The organism is Pseudomonas sp. GW822-FHT02E03, assembly GCF_058802325.1.
Map to the genome: position 1 here is coordinate 71,405 of NZ_JBXAOA010000014.1, position 14,944 is coordinate 86,348.

Annotated in this window: 14 protein-coding genes; 4 read left to right on the forward strand and 10 right to left on the reverse strand. The window is 52.4% G+C overall.

The genetic code is table 11. The features are described from left to right. Positions 1 to 3 precede the first annotated feature (3 nt). From AC1RQB_RS13155 to AC1RQB_RS13170, 4 genes are all read right to left on the reverse strand, one after another. Positions 4 to 1,260 carry a lipopolysaccharide biosynthesis protein gene (locus AC1RQB_RS13155; protein ID WP_063340363.1) on the reverse strand — a complete coding sequence of 419 codons (1,257 nt, stop codon included), beginning with the start codon at positions 1,258 to 1,260 and terminating at the stop codon, positions 4 to 6. 255 nt (positions 1,261 to 1,515) lie between these two features. Further along, positions 1,516 to 2,838: a UDP-glucose dehydrogenase family protein gene (locus tag AC1RQB_RS13160; protein ID WP_063340449.1), complete on the reverse strand. Its 1,323-nt coding sequence runs from the start codon at positions 2,836 to 2,838 to the stop codon at positions 1,516 to 1,518. A 309-nt stretch (positions 2,839 to 3,147) separates the two neighbouring features. Further along, on the reverse strand, positions 3,148 to 5,376 hold the full coding sequence (locus AC1RQB_RS13165; protein WP_063340364.1) for a polysaccharide biosynthesis tyrosine autokinase: 2,229 nt from the start codon (positions 5,374 to 5,376) through the stop codon (positions 3,148 to 3,150). 45 nt (positions 5,377 to 5,421) lie between these two features. Further along, positions 5,422 to 5,916 carry a low molecular weight protein-tyrosine-phosphatase gene (locus AC1RQB_RS13170; RefSeq protein ID WP_063340365.1) on the reverse strand — a complete coding sequence of 165 codons (495 nt, stop codon included), beginning with the start codon at positions 5,914 to 5,916 and terminating at the stop codon, positions 5,422 to 5,424. 603 nt (positions 5,917 to 6,519) lie between these two features. Here AC1RQB_RS13170 and galU point away from each other — a divergent pair. The 3 genes from galU (at position 6,520) to rfaH (ending at position 8,364) form a co-directional block, all read left to right on the forward strand. Then, complete coding sequence (galU, locus tag AC1RQB_RS13175; protein WP_008074716.1) at positions 6,520 to 7,353, forward strand: UTP--glucose-1-phosphate uridylyltransferase GalU; 834 nt, start codon at positions 6,520 to 6,522, stop codon at positions 7,351 to 7,353. Between the two features lie 76 nt (positions 7,354 to 7,429). Next, positions 7,430 to 7,861: a phosphohexomutase domain-containing protein gene (locus tag AC1RQB_RS13180; RefSeq protein WP_063340366.1), complete on the forward strand. Its 432-nt coding sequence runs from the start codon at positions 7,430 to 7,432 to the stop codon at positions 7,859 to 7,861. Further along, positions 7,858 to 8,364 carry a transcription/translation regulatory transformer protein RfaH gene (gene rfaH / locus AC1RQB_RS13185; RefSeq protein WP_063340367.1) on the forward strand — a complete coding sequence of 169 codons (507 nt, stop codon included), beginning with the start codon at positions 7,858 to 7,860 and terminating at the stop codon, positions 8,362 to 8,364. Before AC1RQB_RS13180 ends, rfaH begins: the two co-directional genes overlap by 4 nt. A 157-nt stretch (positions 8,365 to 8,521) precedes the next feature. On the opposite strand, the gene AC1RQB_RS13190 is transcribed toward rfaH, so the two are convergent. Beyond that, on the reverse strand, positions 8,522 to 9,358 hold the full coding sequence (locus AC1RQB_RS13190; RefSeq protein ID WP_008074713.1) for an undecaprenyl-diphosphate phosphatase: 837 nt from the start codon (positions 9,356 to 9,358) through the stop codon (positions 8,522 to 8,524). Between the two features lie 333 nt (positions 9,359 to 9,691). On the opposite strand from AC1RQB_RS13190, the gene AC1RQB_RS13195 reads away from it, so the two are divergent. Beyond that, positions 9,692 to 10,108 carry a hypothetical protein gene (locus AC1RQB_RS13195; protein WP_063340368.1) on the forward strand — a complete coding sequence of 139 codons (417 nt, stop codon included), beginning with the start codon at positions 9,692 to 9,694 and terminating at the stop codon, positions 10,106 to 10,108. On the opposite strand, the gene AC1RQB_RS13200 is transcribed toward AC1RQB_RS13195, so the two are convergent. The 5 genes from AC1RQB_RS13200 to AC1RQB_RS13220 all read right to left on the reverse strand — a co-directional run bounded on the left by AC1RQB_RS13200 (position 10,102) and on the right by AC1RQB_RS13220 (position 14,792). Further along, positions 10,102 to 11,004 carry a universal stress protein gene (locus AC1RQB_RS13200; RefSeq protein ID WP_063340369.1) on the reverse strand — a complete coding sequence of 301 codons (903 nt, stop codon included), beginning with the start codon at positions 11,002 to 11,004 and terminating at the stop codon, positions 10,102 to 10,104. The two genes, AC1RQB_RS13195 and AC1RQB_RS13200, sit on opposite strands and share 7 nt — an antisense overlap. Positions 11,005 to 11,208: 204 nt before the next feature. After that, the gene (locus AC1RQB_RS13205) at positions 11,209 to 11,808 is read right to left on the reverse strand and encodes a S1 family peptidase (protein ID WP_008074709.1); all 600 of its coding nucleotides are present in this window, start codon (positions 11,806 to 11,808) and stop codon (positions 11,209 to 11,211) included. 330 nt (positions 11,809 to 12,138) lie between these two features. Further along, positions 12,139 to 13,368: an organoarsenical effux MFS transporter ArsJ gene (gene arsJ, locus AC1RQB_RS13210; protein WP_063340370.1), complete on the reverse strand. Its 1,230-nt coding sequence runs from the start codon at positions 13,366 to 13,368 to the stop codon at positions 12,139 to 12,141. A 9-nt stretch (positions 13,369 to 13,377) separates the two neighbouring features. Beyond that, positions 13,378 to 14,382: an ArsJ-associated glyceraldehyde-3-phosphate dehydrogenase gene (locus AC1RQB_RS13215; RefSeq protein ID WP_063340371.1), complete on the reverse strand. Its 1,005-nt coding sequence runs from the start codon at positions 14,380 to 14,382 to the stop codon at positions 13,378 to 13,380. Positions 14,383 to 14,429: 47 nt separating this feature from the next. After that, positions 14,430 to 14,792 carry a metalloregulator ArsR/SmtB family transcription factor gene (locus AC1RQB_RS13220; protein WP_063340372.1) on the reverse strand — a complete coding sequence of 121 codons (363 nt, stop codon included), beginning with the start codon at positions 14,790 to 14,792 and terminating at the stop codon, positions 14,430 to 14,432. Between the last annotated feature and the right edge of the window lie 152 nt (positions 14,793 to 14,944).

Here is a 14,944-nt window from a genome sequence, read left to right on the forward strand (position 1 = left end):
ATCCTATTGAGTCTGCTTATTTATGAAAAACTTAAATGCTATGCTCGCGAGGTAAAATAACAATACTGCGACAGCTACATTGATTGCATCAACTTGATACACACAATAAATTACTACCAAGTAAAGAATGCTTGCGGACAACCCAATACAGTTGGATAGCAGTATGACTCTATCAAGATTTTTACAGTAGAGAATGTACTGGTAGCCTAAATTTATTGCGTTTGCTAGTAAGGCTCCTAGCACCAACATCAATAAAAGCGGGTTTTGCTGTATATGAAATAGCTGTGAGTTACTAAAAAATGAAGCGACCACAAGAAATGACGGTATAGCCAAGCAAAAAAAAGCCCCCATGAGAAAAGATATAAACAAAAGCTTTTTGGATACTATTTTAAATTGCGCCTTGTCGTCACCTTTATGAAGAGCCACCAGGACAGGATATATTCTGCTGGGCCCAAAGAACATATATAGAGCGCTCGCCGCCATGCTGAGACTAGTATAAAAAACATAGATCCCTAGCGTTTCCTTGTCGGATGTAGCGTTGATGATGACTCGGTCTAAAACCTGCATTAGCCTAAGGCTTAGTGTTGCCATGAGAAAGATTAAAGCGGTTTTTATCGCGGACACTGACCAGCGATAATCAAGCTTCGGAGTAAAATACCAAGCATTGGTGTATCTTTTTGAAATATATATGTAGGTAGCTATGGTGCTGATAGCACCAAATACCAACCACATAGAAAATATATCCGTTAGCTCAACTCGGTATATTTCCAACTGAAATATAAGAACCGTTATTATCACCCAAGATGCCGCGCGAAAAAAAAGACTTAAGCTCGCAGCCAGTTGATCTCTTAGTGCGATTAATGTCCTGTAGGACTCTTGGCCGAAGTGTTCGACCAACGTAATCCCTAAGAAAAAATAAAGGTACTTGAATTGTAGGGCATGTAGTTGACTCAACAGCAGGGTTATCACAAGGAAGACTAATGATGTAAACAGGTATAGCCCAAGCTGTTTATCAATTAGGACTCGCCATTTATTAGAATCCTCTCCTATCCCTTTTCTATTTACGTATGAGTGTGCCTCAAGCCCTATGAAATAAATTGAATAACTGGTCATAGCCGCAATTAGGCCGTAGTCCCCAAGGTCAGAAAGGCTTAACTTTCCGCCTAGATAAATTACGAAAACGAGCTTGCAGATAAGAGTTATTACTCTGAGCGCCGCTGAGATCAGCTGTGCATTTAGTATTTTTCTTAATAACACCATCGTAACTTTTCGCTTTCTCTACGACAAATTAAAGTACATTCACCTTTTTTCTGAAAGAGCTATATGACCTGGTTATTAGGCTGGCTAACTGTTCAGAGCCATGTTGAACTCCCTGAACCAGGTCAGTGCATCGCACACTTAATAGATCGTCTATTATTAATAGTCGAGTCTTTTATAAGCGATTATCGCTACAACCAAAAGACTCTATAGCGTTGTTTTGTTAGACGATAGTCATATGTGCGAAAGGTAGCTGCTTCACCTGCCGATTGAGTAGTACTCGATCCCAAGATCTTGCATCTTTTTCGGATTAAACAAGTTTCTTCCATCAAACACTACGGGATTGCGAAGCTTCTGAATTATATTATCAAAATTTGGAGCTTTAAATGCTTGCCATTCCGTTATAATTATGAGGGCGTCGCTATCTTTTAAAGTTTCTTCTTTGGTACCACAAAGACTTAGATTTTCATGATTCCCATAAATTCGCTGAGTTTCTTCCATAGCTTCTGGATCAAATGCACGCACGTGGGCTCCATGCTTCCAGAGTTCTTCGATTAGAACTCGACTTGGAGCTTCACGCATATCATCCGTATTTGGTTTGAAACTTAATCCCCAAAGCGCGAAAACTTTACCTTCTATTTTTCCGTCGTAATGTTTTAGGATTTTTCTCGATAGAACAGATTTTTGTTCATGATTTCGTGATTCGACAGACTTTAGAACTTTCGCATCGAAGTCCAATTGCTCCGAAGCCTTAATAAGAGCTTTCACATCCTTTGGGAAACAGGAGCCGCCGTATCCGGACCCCGCGTAAATGAAGTGATAGCCTATTCGCGGGTCCGAGCCGATACCTTTACGCACCATTTCAATGTCAGCTCCGAGCATCTCCGAGAGGTTGGATATCTCATTCATAAAGCTGATTTTTGTTGCAAGCATGCAGTTGGCTGCATATTTCGTCAGCTCAGCGCTGCGAACGTCCATGACAATTATTTTTTCATGATTACGATTAAATGGCGCATATAAATCACGTATGACTGCTTCGGTGTTAGCTTGCTCGGTCCCGACAATTATCCGATCCGGACGCATGCAGTCAGATACTGCAGAACCTTCTTTTAAAAACTCTGGATTCGATGCAACATCAAATGAGAGATCAGTGCGGCCGCGTTCAGAAAGTACGCTCGCAACTCGGTCTCTCACTTTATCGGCCGTCCCAACAGGAACGGTAGATTTGTTAATGATAATACAATTACTTTCAATGTTACTTGCTATTGTTTCGGCAACGGCCAGTACATATTTCAGGTCCGCAGATCCGTCCTCATCAGGAGGTGTGCCTACCGCAATGAATTGAACCTCTCCATGTTTCACTGCAGTCATAGCATCTGTAGTGAATTTCAATCTTCCAGCGCTGTAGTTCTCTTTAACTAAGACTTCCAGTCCAGGCTCATAGATTGGAATAATCCCCTGTTCGAGGTTTCTGACTTTTTGCTCATCTATGTCCACACAAATGACATCGTGGCCAATCTCGGCGAGCACCGCCCCTTGAACAAGACCTACGTAGCCAATTCCGAATACAGTGACTTTCATGATGATTACCTGTGATACAAACGTTGGTTTTTGGCTCACGCCGTCCACTGGAAACCTAAGAGATCCCAGGCTCCTTGATAGCCTTAAAGTTCGGCAATAAGAGTGAGCGATGAGGAAGGAAGCGGCATAAGACACGCTACCGCCCCAGGATTTTTCGTCATCTTCCTCAGGACGTGGTGCTTCCATGAAATATCGGTTTGATCCTGCCTATTGGCTAATGATCCGGCGCAGCAATAAACGATAAAAACTCAAGAACAACAGTAACGCCGTCAAACATCTGAGCTTATGACGCGACCTGCTCAGTACTCATCAACTTTTGTCGGAGGCGTAGGCATAGTGGTAATAGCCATAATCACTGTAGCCATATTTATTGGAGGCCTTTTTCTCCACGCCGTTAAAAATCGCACCCTTAATGGCAACGCCATTCTGGGAGAACCGACGGACCGTCAACTCGATTTCTTTCGCCGGGTTCAGGCCATAGCGCGTCACAATCAGGTTAGTCCCAGACAAGCGCCCGACGATCGCCGCGTCTGTCACTGCCAATATCGGTGGCGTATCGAGAATTACCAGATCGTATTGCTTGCTCGCCTGCTCCAATAGCGCGCTGAAATTGGCGTGCATCAGTAACTCGGAAGGATTGGGTGGGATCTGGCCTCGACTGACAAAATCGAAGTTGTCGATTTCGGTCTTATGGATGGCGGTGGTCACTTCGCAGCGCCGGGCCAGGATATCGGAGAGCCCATTGTCTGAAGAAACACCTAACACTTTGTGTAGATAGCCTTTGCGCATGTCGACGTCGATCAACAATACCCGCAGCCCGGTTTGTGCTATCACCACTGCGAGGTTGACCGACACGAAGGTTTTACCCACCTGAGGGCTGGGCCCGGAGATCATCAGGCGGTTATTGTCGGCCTCATGCATGGCGAAGTGCAGACTGGTACGCAAACTGCGTAATGCCTCGACTGCCAGATCGGTGGGATGAGTGACGGCCAGCAATGTCGAACCTGCGCCGGAGCGTCCCCGTCCACGGGAGACTTTGTCTTCTTCGGTTTTCTGCAAAATGCTGTAAGGAATCGACGCGTAGACCGGCAACCCAAGTTGCTCGATGGCTTCCGGACTTTCCAGTCCCCGGTTAAGTGCCTTGCGTACCAGCACCAGGGCCACCGCCAAGAAGCCGCCAAGAATGGTGGCGATCAATACAATCAAGGCTTTTTTCGGTTTGACCGGCTTGAGGAAATTGACGTCCGCGGTGTCGATCAGACGCACGTTACCAACGGTGCCCGCGCGCATCACATCCAGTTCCTGAGACTTGTTCAGCAACTGGGTATAAATGGCAGTACCGACCTCTACATCCCGGGTAAGGCTCAGCAGTTCTTGCTGGGTGGAGGGAAGGCCCTCCACCTTGGACGCCAAACTTTTCTGCTTGCTGGTCAACTCGCCGATCTGAGTCAACAAGGCGCGATAGGCAGGATGTTGGCGGGTGAATTTGCGGTCCATCTCGGCTTGCTGCAATTTCAACTCTGAAATGCTGGTATCAAGCCCGACAATCTGATCGAGAATGGCTTTGGTTTCGAGCGTGATGTCCACGGACTTGCTGCGCGTCTGGTATTCATTCAAGGCATTCCCGGCCTTTTCCAGGTCCTGCTTGACCACCGGAAGTTGCTCTTTGAGAAACGCCAGGCTCTGCGCTGCCTCAGCTGAAGTGCGCTCTACGTTTTGCCGCACATAAATAGTGGCAATTTCATTGAGTGTTTTGATGGCCTGATTCGGATCTGTGCTTTCCAGCGCCAGCCCGATCATGCCCGACTCTTTTCCGCGCTCGGATACATCCAAATCCTCTTGGTAGTCGAGGATGCTGGTCAGGCGAGAATTGCGGATGATTCTGAAGCGGGTTCCAGGATTGGCGTGCATGTCCGCTATCTGGAACGCAACGCCATTTTGTTCGAAAAGTTGCCCAGTCTGGGTAGCTGCCAATAGGTTGTCGTCTTCGTCCACCAAGGTGTAATGACCATTTTCACCCGCGGTCAGGGTCAACTTCTTGCCCAGTTGCGAGTCGGGAAGATCCAGTTTGAATATCTTCAGCGACTCCCCTCCCCAAGCGAAACTGTTCAACCCCAACAAGGGGTCGGCTATTTCACCTGGATTTTTACTCTGGAATCGACGAGCCAGGAACTCACCGACCACCGGGAAGTACATCGGTTGTATGACGATATCAAGTTTCAGGTTATCAACCGCTTTGCCAATCACCGCACGAGACTTGATCAGTTCGATCTCGGTCGCCGAAGGCGATTCTTTTCCCAACATACTGCTGACATCGGAGAAACCCAACAAATCGTTCTTTTTCGCTTCAACCTGCAACAGCGCATTCGCCTGGTATACCGGGGTCGCAATCACCGCGTACGCAGCCCCAGCGACCATGAAGGCACCGGTAACCGCGGCAATCAGCCATTTATGGTCGATGAGTGTTCCAAACAAGCCGAGAAGATCAATCTCGTCATTGTCGTCGTCCCGCACGTTAACTACCGGTGCTTGCTGCATAAGTCGGATTCTTTGCCTGTATTACGATTCAAAAAGGAGTGGCCATCAGCGCGCCAGGCGCTGTGCCCATGCGAGTACGGCTTCTTCGATCAACGCATAAGCGTGCACAAATGCAGGTTTGCCTTGACGGTAGGGGTCGCTGATTTCGCGATCGTCTTGCCATTTGCCCAATAGCAACACTTTGCCTCGCGCTTCAGGGGCAATGTTGAGTACCCCGCTGACATGCCGCCGCTCCATCACCAGAATCAAGTCCGCCTCGCTGACGGCTTGAGGCGTGAGTTGAGCGGCCTCATGCCCATCGGGCAGATGACCATGCTCTTTGAGTACGGCGTGTGCCGTCGGCTCGATGGGTTTGCCTACCAAGGCAGCGAGACCAGCCGAACTGACCTCGATATCGGAATGAACGAGTGCCCCGCGCAGCAGATGCTCCGCGGTGGGACTGCGGCAAATATTGCCGACGCAGACAATCAAAACCCTTTTAAGCAAGATAACATTCCCCGTCTTGTCAACATTGGCGGTGACATAGCACTTGCCGAACATAAGAGCTTTAAACTACGAATGAATCCGGGTATGTATAACCCCAGTAACTGCAGCTGAGACTTTCAAACCATCAGTGCGTATTTATTACCATGACGTTTGAACAGCCCCCAACTTTTTCTTCAGACAAAAAATAACATTCCGCTCTTTGAACGCTGAATATAACAGTTCGAAAATTTATCCAGACAATTTCTAACAATTGCCGTTTTCCCGCGACCGTTCAATCTAAATTACACCGAAATAGCGAGTGGCTAATATATAGCCGCTCCATTAGTGAATTGCCAGGGCGTCGGACATTCGGTTAGAAGTTGGGTAAGAGATGCCTTGGGCAATAACTTTATTTACAGCGGGTTGCGTCAGAAGCATGCAGTGGAACAACCAGGCATGCTCGCCTACCAAGCGACCGCGCGATCTTTCTCTCTGCCTGCGCCTTGCGAGAAACATGGCGTACAGGCCTTTCGCTGCCCATGCAGCGTTGCCAACATTTTTCTCGAGTGAACGAGCCATTTAGAGCCCGCACTCTCCAGCGTTACCGGTTCCGACAACCCGTCGAACCTTTCCTACTGCCATTAGCCATTCCATCTGTCTACTTTCAAGGACGCTTCCATGATTCGTAAATGCCTATTCCCCGCTGCCGGCTATGGGACCCGCTTTTTGCCCGCCACCAAGGCCATGCCGAAGGAGATGCTGCCGATCGTCAATAAGCCGCTGATCCAGTACGCCGTCGAGGAAGCGCGTGACGCCGGCCTGCAACATATGGCCATCGTCACTGGCCGGGGCAAGCGAGCGCTGGAAGATCATTTCGATGTCAGCTTCGAACTGGAACACCAGATTCGTGGCACCGATAAGGAGCGGTACCTGGAAGGCACTCGAGAGCTGATCGATACCTGCACTTTTTCCTATACCCGCCAGGTAGAGATGAAGGGCCTGGGTCACGCGATTCTCAGCGGTCGTTCGTTGATCGGTGATGAGCCATTCGCGGTGGTGTTGGCCGACGACCTGTGCCTGAACCTTGAGGGCGATGGCGTACTGGCGCAAATGATCAAGCTCTATCAGCAGTTCCGCTGCTCGATCGTGGCCATTCAGGAAGTGCCCCGTGAGCAGACTCAGAAGTACGGCGTGATTGCCGGCGAGCTGATTCGCGAGGGGATTTACCGGGTCAACAGCATGGTCGAAAAGCCCCGCCCGGAAGACGCCCCATCCAACCTGGCCATTATCGGCCGGTACATTCTGACGCCCGATATCTTCGACCTGATCGCTGACACCGAGCCTGGCAAGGGCGGTGAAATTCAGATCACCGACGCCTTGATGAAGCAGGCCCAAAATGGCTGCGTGCTGGCTTACAAGTTCAAGGGCCAACGCTTCGATTGCGGCGGCGCTGAAGGTTACATCGAAGCCACCAACTTCTGTTTCGAGCACCTGCATCAGAACACCTGGTGACGGCGCTGAACCCTGACAAACGTGTGCGTTATCGAATTGATTTTTTGGTCTTTATTACCCTATGGACGAAGCCTCTATGAAGACATTGAGCGGTTTCAAGGCAGATGACAGTCGCCGCCCGTATGGCGCTGACCTTAAGAACAACCTCGCGTACCTCATCGTGCGCGCCTACGCGTCGGAGCTGATCTTTCCCCGGGTGCAGAAACAGCCGGTGCTGCTGGTGGAACGCATCGGTGCCTTCCCCTCCTCCGGGGAAATCCGCCGTCACGTCAAGGATGGTCCGGCGTTAATGGCGAGCATCAGGCAGCGTTACGCCGCCGACGCCCTCGACATCGACGAGAGCGATGGGCTGAACCTGGTCTTTGCCGACTGGCGTCTCAGCTTGCGTCTTCTGGACGATGATGGCGTGACATGCCTGACCGTGGAAAGCCGCGGCGACAGCTCGCTCATGCAGCACAAAACCGCCGAAGTGCTGAAGCAGATCGACGCAGAGGAGGCATTTAAATGAAAGCGATTGCAGAGCACACCGCCAAAGCCTGGTATCTGCTTCAGTGCAAGCCCAAACAGGATGAGCGCGCCGAAGAGCATTTACAGCGCCAGGGCTACGCCTGTTTTCGTTCGACCTACCGGCGTGAGCGCGTTTTGCGCGGGCAGCGTCGAGTGATCAGCGAGTCGTTGTTTCCTGGCTATCTGTTTATCCAGCTGAGCCTTCAGGACAGTTGGGGCCCGCTGCGCTCGACCCGCGGTGTTTCGCGAGTCGTCGGGTTCGGCGGTCAGCCACTGCCGATCCGCGATGCACTGATCGACGAGCTTCAGGAGCGAGACAGTCAGGCGATCGTCACAACGTTGTTGAGGCACGGAGATACGGTGCGCATCACTGAAGGCCCGTTCTCCGATCTCGAGGCGGTGTTCCTGGCCATGGACGGCGAGGAACGGGTGCTGTTGATGATGAATTTCCTGCAGCGTGAACAGCACATCAGCTTGCCACTGGCAGGGGTTAACAAGATTTAGTTCCACTCAGCGTCTTGAGTAAAAGAACCTGTGGCGAGGGAGCTTGCTCCCGTTTGAGTGCGTAGCACTCACAAAAATCGGCAATGGTTGCCGGATTTTTGGGGCCGCTACGCAGCCCAGCGCGAGCAAGCTCGCTCGCCACAAAGCCCTGGAAAACCTACGCCCCTTCCGAGAGATGATTCCAGTCGATCCAACCCAAAAACCATGTCGCCAGAATCAGCAAACCGAACGCAATCCGGTACCAGGCAAACACCGCATAACTATGATTGGCGATGAACTTGAGCAAACCGCGCACGGCAATCATCGCAAAGAGGAATGCGGCGACAAATCCCAATGCAAACACCGGCAAGTCTGCAGACTGGAACAGGTCGCGGTACTTATAGCCCGAGTACACCGCGGCCCCCACCATCGTTGGCATCGCCAGGAAGAATGAAAACTCGGTAGCCGTCTTGCGTGACAGGCCAAACAGCAACCCGCCGATAATCGTCGAACCCGAGCGCGAAGTGCCGGGGATCATCGCCAGGCACTGTGCGCAACCGACTTTCAAGGCATCGGTCCAGCGCATCTCGTCAACGTGCTCGATAACCACCACATGCTCACGTTGCTCCGCCCACAACATGATGATTCCACCTATCACCAGCGCCACGGCAACGGTGATCGGGTTGAAAAGATACTCATGGATTTTGTCGGCGAACATCACACCCAGAACAACCGCCGGCAAGAAACCGATCAACAAATTCAGCGTGAAACGTTGCGCATTACGCTGGGTTGGCAAACCGGTAGTGATCTCCAGAATCTTGCGACGAAACTCCCAGACGACCGCCAGAATAGCCCCCAACTGGATGATGATATTGAACGCCATGGCTCGCTCACCGCCGAAGTCGAGCAAGTCCGCGGCAATAATCTGGTGTCCCGTGCTGGAGATGGGCAAAAACTCTGTAAGCCCTTCAACCAACCCTAGAATCGATACCTGTGTGGTGGTCCAGAAGTCCATTAATCCCCCGTTAAACCCTCTCGGCTGAAAGGTCTGTTGATGATGCCGAACATTTGATTCTGGTCGCGATTAAGCCTGTCGGACCAGCGGAGGATTAAAGCGCACTCTCTGCCTGCTTGAGCTAAACGTTATAAAACGTCCATGTCGCAGCGCCGGGTCCGCACTCCTGAAGTGCCTTCGCTCCGAGGACGCCTGAGAATGTAATTCTTTTGCAGAACCTGCACTTGGGTATCGCGAATTTATGGATGCCACTCATCGTCGGATCGTTGACGTTTCGGCTTTGGGCGCGCGCAATGTTCTACCCAAAAATGATCGCCCAAGAGAAAACTCCATATGGCAAAGATCATAGTACTCGCCGGTGACTTCCCGCAGGGCGACGGGGAATATCACCTTGGAACCCTCACCCTCAAGACGTCCCTCAAACCCCGGCTTGGAGCAAGCTTCCCGGTCTCGGAGTTTAAAGATCTAACCGTTCAGAACACTGAATCCAACAAGAATATAAAGTCCGCCATAGGCCTGGGCCTCGCGGGTGCCATGTTGCTCGGTCCCGTCGGTGCTATCGCCGGCTATCTGCTCGCCGGAAAAAACACCGAGGTGACCTTTATGGTCACAATGAAGGACGGTGCAAAGCTGCTCGCGGCGACCGACAGTGACACCTTCCGGGATATCTCGGCACGCGCCCTGAAAAAATCCCGAGCCGGTCGCCGAGACCCCCTTTCCAGCTCACTTAACAACGGATCCATTCATTGATCCGCTTGCCCGGCGACTGCGAGAATGTTGCAGGGCACCCGATACAGAACATGCTCCGTGGTACTGCCCACCCATTTTTCCAGCCCCTTGCGATGGGCATTGCCCATGACGATCACGTCGGCCCGGTGATGCGCTGCAAAGTCGGCTAATGCTTTGCCTGGCGGCCCTGCAACGAAGTGTTGCCGTTCGGTGGGCACGCCGTAGTGATCGGCCAACGTGATGAATGACTTGTGCAAAGACTTGCGCACGTCGCTGTTGAAGCCGGGCATCGTCACTGCACCCGCGCCCGCATCGGATATATGTGTCTGCGATAGATCGTAGGCATACAGCAGATGCATTTCTGCATGGCATTGCGTTGCCAGTTCGTTCGCAGCCTGGATGATCAGGTCGTTGATTCCAGTGATCTGAGTCTCTGGATGCGACGGATCGACGGCCACCACAATCACGCGTGGAAGTGGGCAACTGACTTCGCTGACCAGATGCACAGGCACCGGACATTCACGCAGCAGATGCCAATCCAGAGGCGTGATGAAAACGCGTTTGAGCGCCGACTCATGCTGCACGTCCTTGATCACCAGATCCGCCTGCGTGGTTGTCACGTGCTGAAGGATCTCTTGCAACGCGTCGCGAGTGAAAAGCACCTCGGTACTCAGGTTGATCCCGCGTCCACGGATCAGATCGGCTTCATCCTTGAGCCATTTTTCGTTCTCTTGCTGGCAAGCCTCACGAAACCGCGCACTGGCGTGGATCAAACCCAAGATGTTGAAATCTTCGATAAACACCGTGATATGCAGCGCTGCGCCCGTGGCCTCGGCAATGGCGACGGCCCGCTGCAGTGCCGGCGTGTGACGCATGGTGGGGCCGGCTATTAGAAAGAGTCGTTGATATTGGCTCATGTCACACCTCCAAACGTTCTGGGATATCTGCTAGCCCCCCAGCCTCTCGTCTGTCGCACCGCCAGCGATCTGCTATCGCCTCGATGATCTGGATCGACATAATCAATATACGCCTGGATTCAACTAACCAGCCATGATGGGGTTCATCATACCCACTACGATGAACCCCATCCCGACGGTCAATTGATTGACGACAATTCAACGTTACTTCTTCGCGTACTTCGCGCCGTGCGGATCGTTAAGTTTCACCTGCATCAACTCCCATTCACGCTGAATGATCGAGTAAGGGATAAAGACGCTGATTCTCTCAGCCCCCTTTAACCCAGGGTGAAAACTCACATCATTTAAAGAGGTGGAGAAAAAACCGACATTGATACCGACAATGCTACCGTCATTGGCGATGACGGGACCACCCGACATCCCCTTTATTATCGGGGCATCATGTATGGCATAGCGTTCGCCGCTGCCTTCATTGCTATTGATGAAAGGCGCCGAATACACCTTGCCTTGCCCGCTGACGGTGGTCATGTAGGGGCTCGCCCCCACGGCGGTGATGTGTTCACCCACACGCGGTGTGCGCCATGACGGGTAGCGGCCGTCGGCCTTGTGCCGGATGAAGACAAGGTCGCAACCGGTGCTGCAGCTGTATTTCACGTTGCGGATGAGGGGGGTGTGGCGAGTGGTGACGGCATAGTCTTCGTTCCATTGCACGGCCGAGGCCATGTACAGATAAGGCAAAGGAAAGCCCGAGAAGACTGAAAAGTATGAATCATTGGCAGGCCCCGACAAGTCGGGCTTTACCATACCGTTGCATCCTGCAAGAACAGCTCCTATTAAAAAGTAGGTCATGAATTTAATCATGATGATCACCGACTTATAAGGAGGATTGGATTTTTATTGTGGCGAAACTTTTGGTTGTCAGGTTCTTGTAGTTTTCCTCGCAGCCCGGTCTGGTTGGTTATTTATGGCTTAAGTTTTAATAAATGCGTATGAATAAATTGTGCTAAGACTAATTACTTTTCGATCCATATAAGAAACCTCAACTATTTGACGCCTGAAAAATGGCACCCACATAATAAGCACACTAGAAATTAAACTTTCTTACTTGGTGTAAAGCCCATGAAACAGCGGCTTTCAGGGCAGTTGAATAGCCTTGGCATGCCGGGGTAACGCCACAGAGATCAATGCCGCGAAAATAACAAATGCGCTGGATATCCATAAACACGCCCCCAGCCCGAAAGCCTGATAAACCCAGCCAGAGAGCACGGTGCCGATCAACCGTCCCATGGCGTTGGACATGTAGTAAAACCCCACGTCCAGCGACACGCCGTCTTCTTTGGCATAGGACACGATCAGGTAGCTGTGCAGAGAGGAATTCACCGCGAACAGCGCACCAAAGACCATCAACCCGCCTAACAGCACCGCCTGTTGCGACAACCCGGTGTTCAGGCCCAGAGCGATTGCCGCGGGCAGGCCTGCCAGAGCAAATGCCCACAGAAAGGCAGCGCGACCATCAGGAACATGCCCCCGTTTCTTGCCAGTGATTCGCGGCGCGAACGATTGCACGATGCCGTAGCCGATCACCCAGGCCGCGAGGAATCCACCGACCTTCCAGAAGTCCCAGCCAAAGACGCTGCTCAAGTACACCGGCAAAGCCACGACAAACCAGACATCGCGAGCACCGAACAGAAACATCCGCGCCGCCGACAGAATGTTGATCGCCCGGCTTTTGGACAGGATGTCGCGAAACCTGGGCTTGGCTTTGGCCTTGCCCAAATCCTTTTTTAACAGAATCAAGCTGCTGACCCAGATCAGCGCCAAGACACCCGCCATGGCCAGCAATGCCCCTTTGAACCCGATCAGGGCGAGCAATGCCCCGCCAAGAAAGAAACCAACACCCTTGAGTGCATTCTTCGAGCCGGTGAGGATGGCTATCCATTGGTAAAGCGTGCCCTGCTGCCCCTCGGGCACTAACAGCTTGACCGAGCTTTTGGCGCTCATCTTGTTCAGGTCTTTGGCGACCCCCGACAACGCCTGCGCGCCCATCACCCAAGGAATCGTCAGCCAGGCCACTGGCACCGTCAGCATCAACAACGCCACAACCTGCATCCCCAGCCCGATGTTCATGGTCCGGTTCAGGCCCAATCGAGCGCCGAGATAACCGCCCAGCAAATTGGTGATCACGCCAAAGAGTTCATAGAACAGAAACAACGCCGCGATTTGCAGCGGGCTGTAGCCCAACGCGTGAAAGTGCAGCACCACCAACATGCGCAAGGCGCCGTCGGTGAGGGTGAAGGCCCAGTAATTGCCCGTCACGAGCAGGTACTGCCGCACTTGAGGCGTGAGGGCTGACAACGCTTTCATCACCGCTCCTCAGACGGCCAGACCGACCATTCTGGCCAGTTCGACGGTGCGATTCGCGTAACCCCATTCATTGTCATACCAGGCATAGAGTTTGACCTGGGTGCCATTGATGACCATGGTCGACAGCGCATCGATAATCGATGAGCGCGGGTCGGTGCGGTAGTCGATGGACACCAGCGGACGCTCCTCGAAACCGAGAATGTCTTTCAGTTCGTTCTCGGACGCGTCCTTGAGGAACTGATTCACTTCTTCGACGGTGGTGACGCGCTCGACTTCAAAGACACAATCGGTCAGCGAAGCGTTGGCCAACGGTACGCGCACGGCGTGGCCATTCAGACGCCCGCGCAGTTCCGGGAAGATTTCGGCAATCGCGGTGGCGGAGCCGGTGCTGGTCGGGATCAAACTCATGCCCGACGCCCGGGCACGGCGCAAATCCTTGTGGGGTTGGTCGAGGATGCTTTGAGTGTTGGTCAGGTCGTGGATAGTGGTGATCGAGCCGTGGCGAATGCCCAGTTTCTCGTGGATCACCTTCACCACCGGCGCCAGGCAGTTGGTGGTACACGACGCGGCGGTGACGATGCGATGTTCCGCCGGGTTGAACAGCTGATGGTTGACGCCCATGACGATGTTCAGCGCGCCCTGCTCCTTCACCGGGGCGCTGACCACCACACGCTTCACGCCTTGGTCGAGGTAAGCCTGAAGCACCGCGACGGTCTTCATTTTGCCGCTGGCTTCAATCACCAGATCGCAGCCCGACCAATCGGTGTCGGCAATCGCCTTGTTGGCGGTAACTTTGATTCGTTTGCCGTCGATGACGATGCTGTCGCCTTCGGAGTCGGCCTGATCATTCCAACGGCCATGCACCGAGTCGAAGTTCAGCAGGTGCGCATGAGTCGCCGCGTCACCTGCCGGATCGTTGATCTGCACGAATTCAAACTCTGGCCAGCGCCAGGCTGCTCGCAGAGCGAGGCGACCGATGCGGCCAAAACCATTGATGCCCACTTTGATAGTCATGTTGGTGTGCTCTGTTTCTGTTGTCAGGGGTGGCGCTTTGGGAATCATCAAGCCGGGCAGCAAGCCGCTGCCCGTTCAGGACGGTCACCCATTTCTTCAAGGCGTTTGGCATCAGGGCTCAACCAGTGCTTGTTGGCTTCGAGCACCAAGGTCAGCACCTGATGCACCCAGTCTGGAAGGTTCGGATGCAGTCGGTAATAAACCCATTGGCCTTGCCGACGGTCCGAGAGCAATCCGCACGTACGCAACTGCGCCAGGTGCCTGGAGACTTTGGGCTGGCTCTCATTCAACGCACAGGTCAGCTCGCAGACGCACAGCTCACCCTCTCGGGCGATGAGCAGCATCATGCGGACCCGGTTGTCGTCAGCCAGGCATTTGAAAACAGTGGTCGGCGTCAGGTGGTCAGCCATTGGGTTTCTCAGCGTTTGGTGTGCACGCGGTGCGAATGAATACAGGCATATGCGTTTTACCGAATATATGTTTTCCCGCATGTAAGGGTCAACGGCAAATGTATCGACTCCGTGTGTGAATGATATTTATTTACTTACAAAAGGTAATCGTT